This is a genomic window from Vibrio sp. 1S139 (assembly GCF_041439475.1).
GTDB lineage: Bacteria > Pseudomonadota > Gammaproteobacteria > Enterobacterales > Vibrionaceae > Vibrio > Vibrio crassostreae_C.
The window spans coordinates 40,606-52,756 of record NZ_JBGOOD010000001.1 but is presented as its reverse complement, the minus strand read 5'-3'; the positions used below and the strand labels follow the sequence as shown (position 1 = coordinate 52,756).

9 protein-coding genes are annotated in these 12,151 nt (G+C 45.2%); 3 read left to right on the top strand and 6 right to left on the bottom strand.

Going from position 1 to position 12,151, the window contains the following annotated elements; all coding sequences use genetic code 11:
- Window positions 1–32 precede the first annotated feature (32 nt).
- Complete coding sequence (locus tag ACED46_RS00215) at window positions 33–3,125, top strand: error-prone DNA polymerase (protein WP_371720696.1); 3,093 nt, start codon at window positions 33–35, stop codon at window positions 3,123–3,125.
- A gap of 333 nt (window positions 3,126–3,458) precedes the next feature.
- Here ACED46_RS00215 and ACED46_RS00210 read toward each other — a convergent pair whose 3' ends face one another.
- Together ACED46_RS00210 and ACED46_RS00205 are read right to left on the bottom strand one after the other, a co-directional pair.
- Window positions 3,459–4,400, bottom strand: a complete 942-nt coding sequence (locus tag ACED46_RS00210; protein WP_102321121.1) for a chemotaxis protein CheV — start codon at window positions 4,398–4,400, stop codon at window positions 3,459–3,461.
- Window positions 4,401–4,568: 168 nt separating this feature from the next.
- Window positions 4,569–5,786, bottom strand: coding sequence for an ROK family protein (locus ACED46_RS00205; protein ID WP_371720695.1), 1,218 nt, complete (start codon window positions 5,784–5,786; stop codon window positions 4,569–4,571).
- 319 nt (window positions 5,787–6,105) lie between these two features.
- Here ACED46_RS00205 and pyk point away from each other — a divergent pair, with 319 nt between their 5' ends.
- Entirely contained in the window at window positions 6,106–7,554 is a 1,449-nt protein-coding gene (gene pyk / locus ACED46_RS00200; RefSeq protein WP_017062141.1) for a pyruvate kinase, read from the top strand.
- 160 nt (window positions 7,555–7,714) lie between these two features.
- On the opposite strand, the gene ACED46_RS00195 is transcribed toward pyk, so the two are convergent.
- Together ACED46_RS00195 and ACED46_RS00190 are read right to left on the bottom strand one after the other, a co-directional pair.
- Window positions 7,715–8,929 (bottom strand): patatin family protein, encoded by a 1,215-nt coding sequence (locus tag ACED46_RS00195; RefSeq protein ID WP_017063485.1) that lies wholly within the window; start codon window positions 8,927–8,929, stop codon window positions 7,715–7,717.
- Between the two features lie 55 nt (window positions 8,930–8,984).
- Window positions 8,985–9,074: a YnhF family membrane protein gene (locus ACED46_RS00190; protein WP_100214626.1), complete on the bottom strand. Its 90-nt coding sequence runs from the start codon at window positions 9,072–9,074 to the stop codon at window positions 8,985–8,987.
- A gap of 145 nt (window positions 9,075–9,219) precedes the next feature.
- Here ACED46_RS00190 and ACED46_RS00185 point away from each other — a divergent pair, with 145 nt between their 5' ends.
- A complete protein-coding gene (locus ACED46_RS00185; RefSeq protein ID WP_017067207.1) occupies window positions 9,220–9,813 on the top strand; it encodes an outer membrane beta-barrel protein in 594 nt (197 codons plus the stop codon).
- A gap of 92 nt (window positions 9,814–9,905) precedes the next feature.
- Here ACED46_RS00185 and ACED46_RS00180 read toward each other — a convergent pair whose 3' ends face one another.
- Window positions 9,906–10,310: a hypothetical protein gene (locus tag ACED46_RS00180; RefSeq protein ID WP_371720694.1), complete on the bottom strand. Its 405-nt coding sequence runs from the start codon at window positions 10,308–10,310 to the stop codon at window positions 9,906–9,908.
- Window positions 10,311–10,539: 229 nt separating this feature from the next.
- On the bottom strand, window positions 10,540–11,970 hold the full coding sequence (ptsG, locus tag ACED46_RS00175; RefSeq protein WP_017062145.1) for a PTS glucose transporter subunit IIBC: 1,431 nt from the start codon (window positions 11,968–11,970) through the stop codon (window positions 10,540–10,542).
- Window positions 11,971–12,151: the final 181 nt, after the last annotated feature.

Genomic DNA, 12,151 nt, shown 5'->3' with positions numbered 1-12,151 from the left:
GTTCACTCGCAATGGTTAAGTGAGATTACGTTATGTCTCAGCAATACTCAGAGCTATTTTGCCAAAGCAATTACTCCTTCCTTGAGGGAGCCTCACACGCAGAGGAGCTTGTTTTACAGGCCGATTTCTTGCGTTACAAAGCACTCGCGGTTACTGATGAGTGCTCAGTCGCGGGCATCGTTAAGGTTCACTCTGCGATCAAGCAACATAAACTATCACTCAAGCAAATTGTCGGGAGCATGTTTTGGCTAAATGAAGAGTGCCAAGTGGTCTTGATATGCCCAAACAGACAAGCCTACGCCGAGCTGTGCCGTATTATTACCAACGCGAGACGTCGTAGCAGCAAGGGACATTATCAGCTCTCTGAGTGGGATATCATGTCGGCTAAGCACTGCTTTATTCTTTGGCTTCCTCAACAGAAAAATGAAGACGCACACTGGGGGCAATGGCTCTCCCAGCATCATTCAGGTCGGTTGTGGATCGGCTTACAAAGACACCTAAAGCAAACCGACCAGCAGTACACAGATTACTGCGTTGAGCTGTCACAACATCACCAACTGCCGATTACAGCTTGTGGTGGTGTGGTGATGCACAATGCGAATCGCTTACCCTTGCAGCACTCACTCACTGCGATTAAATATCAAAAACCCATTACCGAAGTGGGCAGTCACTTACTCGCTAATGCAGAACGTTGTTTACGGAGTATCAATAAGCTCTCTCATATCTTCAAAGCGGAGTGGCTAGAAGAGAGCAACCGCATCGCTGAGTTGTGTGAATTTGATTTAGATAGCTTACGATACGAATATCCCAGTGAACTGATTCCTCAAAGTGAGACACCCATGAGTTATCTGCGCATGTTGGTCGAAAAGGGAAAACGAACTCGCTTCCCACAAGGTGTCCCTAATGACATTCAACAAATCATAGATAAAGAATTGGGATTAATTGACGAGCTTGACTACCCTTTCTTTTTTCTCACCATTCACGACATCGTGATGTTTGCTAAAAGCCAAGGCATTCTTTACCAAGGTCGAGGTTCAGCTGCCAATTCCGTGGTGTGTTATTGCTTAGAAATCACCTCAGTCGACCCAAGGCAGATTTCAGTGCTATTTGAACGTTTCATCAGTAAAGAGCGCGATGAGCCGCCCGATATTGATGTCGATTTTGAACACGAACGCCGTGAAGAAGTTATTCAATACATCTATCAAAAATACGGTAGAGAAAGGGCTGCACTTGCCGCAACGGTCATCTCTTATCGCTTTAAAAGTGCGGTAAGAGATGTCGGTAAAGCATTAGGGCTACAAGAAACCCAGCTCGACTACTTCATCAAGAACACCAACCGTAGGGACAAAAGCCTAGGTTGGCAGGCTCAGCTCACTCAATTGGGTCTACAACCTGATTCTTTGAAGGGGCAACAGTTTATCCACTTGGTGAATGAGATCATCGGCTTTCCACGTCACCTATCTCAACACGTTGGTGGCTTTGTCATATCTTCAGGGCCTTTGTATGAACTGGTTCCCGTCGAAAATGCAGCGATGCACGATCGAACCATTATCCAATGGGATAAGGATGATCTAGAAACCTTAGGCTTGCTGAAAGTTGATGTGCTCGCGTTGGGTATGCTCTCTGCGATTCGTAAATGTTTCGACCTGATCAAACGTATTCACGGGCGATCACTGACCATTGCTGAGATCACTCGCCTTAAGGACGATCCTCAGGTTTACGGCATGATTCAGCGAGCAGACACAGTCGGGATATTCCAAATTGAGTCACGCGCACAAATGAGCATGCTGCCAAGGCTTAAACCGAAGACTTATTACGACTTGGTGATTCAAATCGCTATCGTGCGTCCAGGACCAATTCAAGGCGATATGGTTCATCCGTTCTTAAAGCGTCGAGATGGCATTGAGCCAATCAGTTATCCATCTAAAGACGTGGAATCAGTACTGTCGCGCACCTTAGGTGTACCGATATTCCAAGAGCAAGTGATCAAACTCGCGATGGTCGCTGCAGGGTTCACAGGCGGAGAAGCAGATCAACTCAGACGGGCAATGGCCGCTTGGAAGAAAAATGGCAACGTCTTTAAGTTTAAAAACAAACTCATCGAAGGAATGCAAAAGCGCGGCTATGAGACAGAGTTTGCTGAGCAGATCTTTAAACAGATATGCGGCTTTGGCGAGTACGGTTTTCCTGAAAGCCACTCCGCTTCGTTTGCGGTGTTAGCGTATTGCTCCGCTTGGTTGAAATGCTACTACCCAGAGTGCTTCTACGCTTCTCTGTTGAATAGCCAACCGATGGGGTTTTATAGCCCTTCACAGTTGGTACAAGACGCACAACGACACAATGTGGTGATACTTCCGGTATGTGTGAACGCTTCTCAAAACGACCACACGGTTGCCCCTCATCAGAATGGTCTAGCGATTCGCTTAGGGCTGCGACAAATCAAAGGATTCAGCGAGCATGGAATTCAAAGCGTGCTCGCCAATCGTCCACCATCCGGTTATCGCCACCCTAGTCAGGTGAAACAGTTATCGATGAATAAGAAAGATATCGAGCTACTGGCATCGGCCAATGCGCTACATAACGTTTCTGGAGACCGCTTCCAGACTCGCTGGGCGATCATGGACTCGGCGTCGGATTTACCTCTGTTTAGCCAAGCCTATGACGATGCTGAGGCAGGACATGACGAACATGTACTGCACAAGCCCAATGAGATGCAAGATCTACTCGAAGACTTCACCAGTGTCGGAATTTCATTGAACAAGCACCCCATCACTTTGCTCGAAGAAGCAGGACGATTAGGTCGATTCACACACATGAAAGATTTAATACAGCAAAGACACAAATCTATGGTCACCGTTGTCGGATTAGTCACAGGTAAACAATCTCCCGGCACCGCGGCAGGTGTCACCTTTGTTACGCTGGAAGATAGCACTGGCAATATTAATGTCGTGGTATGGGGAGCAACCGCACGCGCTCAACAGCAAGCTTATCTCACAGCCAAGGCGTTAAAAGTACAAGGGATATTAGAAAAAGAAGGTGAAGTCGTGCATGTTATCGCGGGAAAACTTATCGATATTACCGATGAAATTGTTGGCTTGAAAACCAAATCTCGGGATTTTCATTAGCGAAGTACCAACTGTTCTCAATCGATCATTGGCTAAAGAAAAGAGAGAAAGAAAAACGAAAAAGGGAAGCATCCGCTTCCCTTCAATTCCAGTTGTTGAGTTATGACTCAACTTCAGCTTCCGTACGTCTTTTCTTAAATTCCCTATACAGTAATAAGCTCAAAGTCATGACGACTTTAGACGTTAACCATATCATTAAGAGGAACTACCTTAGATTGCGTGTGAAAAATTACGCTAGTAGTTGAGCATATTTCGTTAAGAAAAATATGCTGCGTGAATATTAGCAAGCGCTTTCTATAAGGTCACTCAAAACAAACCGTACAGCAGCATTAATTATAAAATCTGACGCATTCGCTCTTGAGTCACTTCAACCAAGAGGTCTGGCTGGAACTTAGAAATAAAGCGGTTACACCCTACTTTCTCAACCATAGCTTCATTAAAACTTCCACTTAATGAAGTATTTAGCGTGATGAATAGGTCATGCATTCTTGGGTCAGTACGTACTTCGTGTGTCAGCTTGTAGCCGTCCATTTCAGGCATTTCAGCATCGGTGATCATCAACAATATTTCTTGATTGATTTCTTTGCCTTCATCACACCAGCCCTTAAGTAAGGTCAGTGCTTCTAAGCCATCACAACACTCAATAATGTTCAAACCCAACTGCGACAAGGTGCCTTTGATCTGGTTACGCGCTGTTGAAGAGTCATCAACGATAAGCACATTGCGTCCTATCATCTCCTGAGCTAATTGTTCATCTAAAACGCCTTCAGAGATCGAGACATCGTAATCAATGATCTCAGCCAACACTTTCTCAACATCGATGATCTCGACGATCTTGTGCTGCTCTTCTTCTTGAATATGCGTAATAGCGGTTAGGTAGTTTGCACGGCCTGTTGTCTTTGGCGGCGGCTGGATTTCTGTCCATGTCGTGTTCACGATATTACGAACTTGCCCAACCAAGAAACCTTGTACGGTTCGGTTGTATTCCGTAATAATCAGGTTGCTCTCTTGAGACTCCGCACGAGATGGCGGAAAGCCAATGGCACTGCGTAAATCGATAACAGGCACCGATTCACCACGTAAAGACGCAACACCCGTAATATGATGATGAGAGCCCGGTAAGCGAGTGAGTACTGGCACTTTGAGGACTTCTTTCACTTTAAATACGTTAATCGCAAATAGTTGACGACTATTTAAGCTGAATAACAAGAGTTCCAGACGGTTTTCACCGACCAGTTTGGTTCTCTGATCAACCGAATTTAAAACGCCAGACATACAACACCTTAGTGACAAATAATAACTGTGGCTACAATAGCCTACTTCAATAGGTTAAAGCAAAGCGCCAATGCACAGGATGCTTAAACTAAGTACAACAAATGATGTTATACAAAGCTTAAGTACATGGAAAGGTTCAAGGTAAGGCTACAAGACGAGAAAAAGGGGTTAACCTTCAATAACTTTCATTAACAGTTGGCCATCGTATAAGGCCTGCTTGATGAGCGCAGCACCTGGCATGGTTGCCTGCTTATAAAAACGAGATTCCACCAGCTCTAAGTCTTTATGGTAAACCGATAGACTCTGCTCTTCGATACACTTTTGAATCGCCGGGTATAACACGCTCTTCGCCTGATTGATAACACCACCCACCAAGATTTTCTCTGGGTTGAACAGGTTAATCACAATCGCAATCGCAGAACCTAGATAACGGCCTAACTGTTCAATCACTTCGACAGCCAGCGGATCCCCATTAGCAGCGGCAGCACAGATCTGTTCAATAGTGACGTCTTCAAACACCGTTAGCGTTGATTCTTCACCATTTACCAATCGCTCTTTGACTTGCTCACGGATTGCCTGAGAACTCGCCACCGTTTCTAAACAGCCTCGATTACCACAGTGGCAAAGCTTGCCTTCCTTGTCGATCTGGATATGCCCCAACTCACCGATGTTACCGTGACGTCCTTGCAGAACGCGACCATCAAGAATGATCCCGGCACCTAAACCGTGGTGAATCGAGATAAGAACAGAGTTGTCGTTGTCTTGTGAGTTACCAAACAGCTTTTCTGCTAATGCCCACGCTCGGGTATCATTGGCAATAAAAACTGGCAAACCGGTTTCTTTGTAGATCTCCGGCCCCAACGCTAAGTTTTCAACGTTATAGTGCGGCATCTGCAACACAATACCTTGCTCTGAATTCACCAGACCTGGCAGTGTGATAGCGATACTCGTCACCCTGTCGAGTTGCTCGGCATAGGTTTGGAAGAACTCATCGATTTCATGGAGAAGACGCGCAAGCACATCGTCTTGATCACGTTCATGGATATCAATCTTGGTATCGATAAGCACGTCGCCGCCCAATTCATGGAGCGCGATCGTCAAGTATCCGCGACCAAGACGCATCGACAAAAATTGCCAACCTTCGTTATTGGTTTGCAGACCGACAGCAGGACGCCCACGAGTCGTGGCTTCTTGAACCGTCGTTTCGTGAATAAGGTTAGCTTCAATGAGTTCACGGGTAATTTTAGTAATACTCGCCGGAGCCAACTCACTTTGCTTGGACAGATCGATACGAGAAATAGGACCTTTAAGGTCAATTAGTTTATATACACGACCAGCATTGACCTGTTTGATATGATCAATATGGCCCGGTTGAGCCATGTACATTTTACGCTCCAGAAATCATCAACGAGGTAATTTTTTTACTTTGCGAAGTAATTGTGAAGTCACTTGGTATATCGCCGTGACCAGTATCACGTATATACATGAATCTTTGTGTATCGAGTCAAATAGTTCGAGGAAAATTAACACCCACATCGATAATTTGCGACTTAATTTTCAGAATAAAACATCGCATTTGAGCCCTGAATTCAATAATTAAAGGCAAATCAAGAAATATCCTCCTAGCTCCCAATAAATTATCAATTAATGCATATACTTAATTCAGTCTTTTAAAAGATTACTTGGCCTCACTCTAGGAGTATTCATGACAGCCGAATTAAGAAAAACGAAAATCGTCACAACGCTAGGCCCTTCTACTGATAAAGGTAACGTGCTTGAAGAGATCATCAAAGCCGGTGCCAATATTGTTCGTATGAACTTCTCTCACGGCACCAGCGACGACCATATACAACGCGCAGAAAAAGTCAGAGCAATAGCAAAAAGACACGGTACTCAAATCGCCATTCTCGGAGACTTACAAGGTCCCAAGATTCGTGTGTCGACATTCAAAGATGGCAAAATCCAACTTGCCGTAGGCGACCTGTTCACTCTCGATAGCAGCCTAGGTTTAGGTGAAGGCAATCAAGAAGCCGTTGGCCTTGATTACAAAGAACTGCCTAACGACGTATCCGCCGGCGATATACTGTTGCTTGACGATGGTCGTGTTCAACTCAAAGTAACCAAAGTGGAAGGCTGTCGCGTTCATACCGAAGTCATCATTGGCGGCCCACTCTCAAATAACAAAGGCATCAACAAAAAAGGGGGTGGCCTTTCCGCAGAAGCGCTAACAGAAAAAGACAAGCGCGACATCGTCACCGCCGCACAAATCAAAGTGGATTACCTAGCGGTGTCTTTCCCTCGTAATGGTGAAGACATGCACTATGCTCGTCAGCTTGCACGAGAAGCCGGCTTAGAAGCTCACCTCGTCGCAAAAGTGGAGCGAGCAGAGACAGTAGCTACAGTTGAGAACATGGATGACATCATAATGGCCTCAGATGTGGTCATGGTGGCTCGTGGTGACCTCGGAGTGGAAATTGGCGACCCTGAGTTAGTCGGAGTACAAAAACAGCTTATACGCCGTGCCAGAGCGCTTAACCGAACTGTCATCACCGCAACTCAGATGATGGAATCAATGATTTCTGCGCCAATGCCAACCCGTGCCGAAGTTATGGATGTTGCCAACGCCGTACTCGATGGCACCGATGCTGTGATGCTGTCTGGTGAAACTGCAGCTGGTGACTACCCAGTCGAGACCGTAAAATCGATGGCTGAAGTCTGTATTGGTGCGGAAAAAATGGCAGGCATTAATAACCAATCCAATTACCGTATTGACCGCACCTTTGTTACTGCCGAAGAAACCGTTTCGATGGCGACCATCTACTCTGCAAACCATATGGAAGGCATTAAAGGCGTTGTCACTCTCACCGAGTCAGGCCGCACCGCACTGATGATGTCTCGCCTGAGTGCCGACATGCCGATCTACGCGCTGTCTCGTAACGAAGGAACGCTTAATCGCTGTACCTTATACCGAGGTGTGACACCAATCTACTTCGAGACAGAAGCCGAAGACAGCTTTGACATTGCACTATCTACACTCACTTGCTTGAAAGAGAAAGGACACCTTAAGTTTGGTGACCTAGTGATCGTCACTCAAGGCGACATTATGGATGTAGCAGGGTCAACCAACTGTATGAGAATCTTGCCTGTCACCTAATATTTGACCTTAAGGCGAAACGATTCGCCTAATCTCAAAAAACTTAAAAGGGTTATCGAACCAAGTTCAATAACCCTTTTTCATTTCAGAACACGACTCACTAAAATCTGCTTAAACAGCATAACGAGCTCACAGCATGCTAGCTCATCAACTTCGGGAATTAGTTACCCGCAGCAATGGTGGCTAACTGTGGCATATGCGAGTTGCGAGCGTTTTCCGTTGAGGTATAGGTCTCCACAAATCGGTAACCGGCTTCTAAACCCAATTCGTAATCATGCAGTAAATCATCTTTATGACTCATTAATGAGCTCGATTTAAGCGTTTGACTAGGTGCTATCTGAACCACAAACGCGTCGTCTGGTGGCGAATTCAAAAAATCCTGAGTCAATGAGTAGGTCTGATAATGCACCATCAGCATGTCAGCCAACCCTGAATCAAACTTATCTCCGATTAAATGACTTAAGCGATAAATATCATCTGCACCAAATAGCCAGCGACCACCGTTCAGCAGGTCTAAATGCCCACGGTCACGCTTCTGCTCTTTTGAGCGCATAATTTGTTGTTGGAAGAAAGAGGTCCAGTCGGTTTTCCACTGTTCCACTTTCTGTTGCCAATGGCCTTGAACACTGTCGAAAGATTCGCGGAACCACTCCAGTTCTTCTGCAGATATAGGTTTAGGCGCTTTGACTGAAGATCCCTTAACTGGTGCTTCAACCAAATGGGTATTACCTTCCTCCACCACTGGCTCAGTACGAATCACCACAATAGAACGAGCTTGTCTTCGCCACGCTTCCTGAACTGGGATACACGCCGATACACCACCGTCCACATAAGCACTGTCACCAATAAAGACTTCGTCATTGTACAAGCGAGGAATAGCACAGGTCGCAATCATCACCTTGTACCAATCTTCGCCCAATAATGGGAAGTAGTGGTCTCGTAAGTCTTTGGAATCCGTTACAGCCGCATAGAAGTGGCGATCGCCTAGCGTTTGTCGCCCTAAATCCAGATCGAGCTTATATGGGTAAGCCATGATTTGTTCTAGCGCCCATTCTAATCCTAGGTTCTTTCTGTGTCGTATATAGGAAAAGAGATTGAAGAACTCTGGTGAGGTTGTGAGGTCGAGAACAAAAGAACGTCCAAGGCCTTTATCACGGCACAGATAAGCACATAAGTTGAGAGCACCTGCTGAGGTACCAAAAAATTCGTCGAAGGGGTCAAAATTTGAGAGAAGAAAGGCATCCAGCACTCCAGAAGTAAAAATACTTCTCTGTCCGCCACCTTGAGCGACCAGTGCTGTTTTTCCAGCAATAAACTTAGCGTAATAATCCAAGTCTATTGCTGTATCAATATTGGTTATAATCCCACTATTCATTATTCATTATTCATTATTCCCTGAGTATCAAAACTCAGCCTCGCAATAGATGGTATTAACTACCAATCGCAATAAAGCCAAATGAAAGAATGATCATGTAGATAAACACGGTAATTTGTAGGGCATTTTTAAGATTATGGTCCATAGACACCTCTGGTTTATTATTAATTTGTCGAGTCTCTATTTAAGTACTATCAGGTGTGTGAAGTATCTTCAAGAATCGTCGAAATTAGTCGCACAATATTGATGTAACCATCACAATTAGTAAGTGTATGGATAAGGATATACTCATGAATAACAAAGCAAATATGATGGCACTGATTACGCTTCTCTCCGTTTCAAGCGCGTATGCTTCGCCGGAGATCATCATTACACCTATGGTAGGTTATACCGGCGGTGGCAGTGTCGAAGACCAGGACGGTAAAACCTATGACATGAAAGGCTCTGAAAATTACACCTTTGCCATTGAAACGCCACTTGAAAAAGGACGCATCGGCTTCTTCTACTCCAATCAGAGCTCGGAATTAGAAACGCTTAACCTAAGCTCCTCCATCCAATACCTGCACCTTCAAAGCAGCATCTACTACCCTGCTTCGCCTGTGTTGTCGGGTTATCTAGGGCTAGGCCTGGGTGCTTCTTACGTCGATGTAGACTGGGCAAAAGATAAGTATGGATTCTCAACTTCTATCTTTGGTGGCTTAGAGTACAAATTTAGTGACCGACTAGCGTTGAACACACAAGTACGTTGGTTAGGCACGGTTGTCGACAACGATACCTCCGGTGTTTGTAATATCCCAAATAACGGGCAAGAGTGCATCATTCGCTTTGATACCGACTGGATGAACCAATTCCAAGCCAATGTCGGACTGAGTTTTACTTTCTAAGCGGCTCAATGAAGCAAAAATATAAGATCGGCCCAAACTAAAAAACCAGCTAAATGCTGGTTTTTTCATTATTAAAACGGTTTTAGTTCAGGTTAGAACTTATAGGTAACACCTAAAGCGCCGCCCACTTGCAACTCAACACCTTTATACATATCGAGTTCAGGGTGAACTTGAGCGTAAGCATTCCAACCTTCGTAGAAATTCACTTTCACGCCTAACGGCAAGCGTAAGCCAAAGTCGTCATTCCATTCAGCCCAAGCACCAGCACCGACGTACCAGCTCAACGGAGCTTCAGTCTCGAACTGACCACGCTTCAAAATGTAATCAAAGGCAGCGTCGTCATTGCCAATCGTAGCACGGTATTTCTGATCAAATTCCACAACGACACTCAGGTCTTGGTCAATGGCGAGTCCAACTTCCAAAGCTGGAGCTTCAGAAGCTTGAGCAAACGAGGCTCCGCTGCAGCACATAAGGCCGATCAAGTAACGATGTTTCATAATATTCTCAGACTGTACTTAAAAAACGGAAGTCTACTGGAATCTCAGCAAAAGGTGTCATCGCTGGGTAAAAGATAAAAGACACGAAAAATTTGGGAACGACCATCAAATGATCGAGTTGAATGATAAGTACCTGAGTTAATGGAGATTAAGCACAATAGATCTTTCATAGAGCAGAAAACAAAAAAGGAGGCCTTTCGGCCTCCTTTCAATTTATTGAATCAGAGAATTAACCGTTGTTACGGATCCACTCATCCATGTCTGTCTTAAGGTTGTCAGACTTAGTACCGAAGATAGCTTGTACGCCACCCGCTACTACTACAACACCTGCAGCGCCTAGTTTCTTCAGCTTGTCTTGGTCAACAAGAGCTGTATCAGCTACTGCAACACGTAGACGAGTAATACAAGCGTCAAGACCAGTGATGTTCGCTTTGCCACCGAATGCAGCAACTAGCTCACCAGCAAGTTCAGAACCAGTCGCAACTGACTCTTCTTCAGTCTCGTCTTCACGGCCTGGAGTTTTAAGGTCTAGAGCTTTAATCACAGTGCGGAATACGATGTAGTAAATTGCAGCGTAAGCAATACCACATACAACCATTAGGCCCATCTTAGACGCGTTGCCAGATAGAACTAGGAAGTCGATTAGACCGTGTGAGAAAGATGTACCGTGTACAAAACCTAGAGTGTTCGCAAGAACGTATGCAGAACCAGCTAGTAGAGCGTGGATTGCGTACAGTACTGGAGCAACGAATAGGAAAGAGAATTCGATTGGTTCAGTGATACCCGTTAGGAATGAAGTCAACGCAGCAGAAGCCATGATGCCCATTACTTTAGCGCGGTTTTCAGGCTTAGCTGAGTGTGCAATCGCGATTGCAGCAGCAGGTAGACCGAACATCTTGAACATGTAACCACCAGCTAGCTGACCGAAGCCATTGCCCGCTGCACGAGATGCGTCATCAGCAACTAAGTAACAAGTAAGAACACCGTTTTGAGTTTCGCCAGCAGCGTTTACACAAGTACCAGCTTCAAAGAAGAAAGGTACGTTCCAAACGTGGTGAAGACCAAATGGAATTAGAGAACGCTCAACGATACCGTAGATACCAAACGCCACTTGTGGGTTTTGGTGAGCAGCCCAATCAGAGAACGCAGAGATAGCGCCGCCAACTGGTGGCCATACTACAGATAGTAGGATTGCTAGACCAATCGCAGAGAAACCTGTGATGATTGGCACAGCACGCTTACCAGCGAAGAAGCCAAGGTACTCTGGTAGTTGAATACGGAAGAAACGGTTGAATGCCCAAGCAGCAACACCACCGACTAGGATACCACCTAGTACACCAGTATCGATTTTATCAACGCCCATTACACCAGCCATTACGCCAAGTGTAGCAGTCATGATGCCATAACCAACGATAGCAGCTAGACCCGCTACACCATCGTTGTTAGTAAAGCCAAGTGCAACACCTACTGCGAACAGTAGTGCCATTTGACCGAATACTGAACCACCAGCTTGTTCCATTAAGTTTGAAACGATTTCTGGAATGAAAGGAAGATCTGCTGCACCGACACCTAGCAAAATACCCGCAACTGGTAAAACTGATACTGGAAGCATCAGAGACTTACCAACTTTCTGCAGGCTAGCAAAAAGGTTCTTAAACATGTTTATGCTCCTGATAAAGATAAAATAATTATATTGGGTTCTAACGGCACACCCCCGTAGCCTATATGTTAGCACCCTGCGAAAATGTAACCATGTATTGCATTATATTTTCTGCCGCTAAATATATATTGATGGGGAACTAACTTTCTAGTCACTTACGAAATTTAGTTTCAAAACACGT

Excerpts from the sequence above, each read along its gene's own strand:
- ACED46_RS00215 (WP_371720696.1), top strand. The coding sequence starts at position 33 with ATGTCTCAGCAATACTCAGAGCTATTTTGCCAAAGCAATTACTCCTTC.
- ACED46_RS00185 (WP_017067207.1), top strand. The coding sequence starts at position 9,220 with ATGAATAACAAAGCAAATATGATGGCACTGATTACGCTTCTCTCCGTT.
- pyk (WP_017062141.1), top strand. The coding sequence starts at position 6,106 with ATGACAGCCGAATTAAGAAAAACGAAAATCGTCACAACGCTAGGCCCT.
- ACED46_RS00180 (WP_371720694.1), bottom strand. The coding sequence starts at position 10,310 with ATGAAACATCGTTACTTGATCGGCCTTATGTGCTGCAGCGGAGCCTCG.
- ptsG (WP_017062145.1), bottom strand. The coding sequence starts at position 11,970 with ATGTTTAAGAACCTTTTTGCTAGCCTGCAGAAAGTTGGTAAGTCTCTG.
- ACED46_RS00210 (WP_102321121.1), bottom strand. The coding sequence starts at position 4,400 with ATGTCTGGCGTTTTAAATTCGGTTGATCAGAGAACCAAACTGGTCGGT.
- ACED46_RS00190 (WP_100214626.1), bottom strand. The coding sequence starts at position 9,074 with ATGGACCATAATCTTAAAAATGCCCTACAAATTACCGTGTTTATCTAC.
- ACED46_RS00205 (WP_371720695.1), bottom strand. The coding sequence starts at position 5,786 with ATGTACATGGCTCAACCGGGCCATATTGATCATATCAAACAGGTCAAT.
- ACED46_RS00195 (WP_017063485.1), bottom strand. The coding sequence starts at position 8,929 with ATGAATAGTGGGATTATAACCAATATTGATACAGCAATAGACTTGGAT.